This window comes from Nostoc sp. UIC 10890 (assembly GCF_054786515.1).
Genome location: NZ_JBSGKF010000184.1, coordinates 1 through 1,081 on the forward strand (window position 1 = coordinate 1; position 1,081 = coordinate 1,081).

General features: G+C 40.7%; 2 protein-coding genes. Both read right to left on the reverse strand.

Translation table 11 applies throughout. The features are described from left to right. Positions 1 to 14: 14 nt before the first annotated feature. Positions 15 to 701, reverse strand: coding sequence for a ComF family protein (locus ACWATR_RS40300; protein ID WP_460346064.1), 687 nt, complete (start codon positions 699 to 701; stop codon positions 15 to 17). Positions 702 to 819: 118 nt separating this feature from the next. After that, positions 820 to 1,081: magnesium chelatase domain-containing protein (locus ACWATR_RS40305; protein WP_460346067.1), on the reverse strand; the 262-nt coding region annotated here is incomplete at its 5' end.

Genomic DNA, 1,081 nt, shown 5'->3' on the forward strand with positions numbered 1-1,081 from the left:
GTGAGGCTTTCCGATTAAATATTGGAAGCCCATGCAAATCCAGATATGGAAATACTTGCAGGTTTTGCTTTGGAAAGGGCTTGAAAGCAGGCCTCTAAAGTTGCTCCGGTCGTAATCACATCATCTATCAATAGAATATGTTTGTTTTTTAGTTGTTCTGGGTGTAGAACGAAAAAACCATCTTTCATATTTTCCCACCGTTCACTTCTTGTTTTTTGCGTCTGACTTTCTGTAAAGGTTTTTTTGATTAGGTTCAGACAAATTTTTGGTTGGTTCCAGCTTTGAACAATGCCTTTTGCCATTTCTTCTGTTTGATTGTATCCGCGCTTTCTTCGTTTTTGTTGGTTGAGGGGAACCGGACAAATAAGATCGATTTTATCAAATCGATTGGATGTTTTCAATTTGGCCCCCATCCATTCTCCCATAAAAACTCCTGCCTGAGGGATATTTTTGTACTTCAAAAGGTGCAATAACATTTGTACAGCAGAGTGTTGCGCAAAATAACAGCAGGCTGCAGCCGCGGCTGGTTCCCCTCTACCGATGAACATTCTTTCAATTGGGTTATTCTGCATGCTTTCAAAATGCGTAAAAGGCCAAGTTAAGTAGCAGGCGGCACACACAAAACGGTTGGGTGTACTGAGTGGTGATCCGCATCCTACACACAGATGGGGGAACAGAATTTTTAAAAAATCAAAAAGCATTTTTCAGTAAAACTCGTGCTATACTTCCGCATAGCCATCCGTATTTTTCTCCAAAAACAAAGAGAAATAAACGGACATGGGCACGATAACTATGGCACAAAAAAATAGGCTTATTGCATTAGGAAAAGAGCAGTTGATGTAATTCTTCCACTCTTCCTAAAGGGATGATTTGGATGTTCAAGGAAGAGGGTCTAAGCCCTTTTTGGTTGTATTTGCTGACAATAATTTGTTCAAATCCAAGTTTCTCTGCCTCTGCAATTCTTTGTTCAATTCTGTTTACGGCCCTGATTTCACCACTTAATCCCACTTCTGCAGCAAAACAAACAGAGGAGGGAATAGGAATATCTTCAAAGGAGCTGAGCAGGGCTGCTACCACTGCG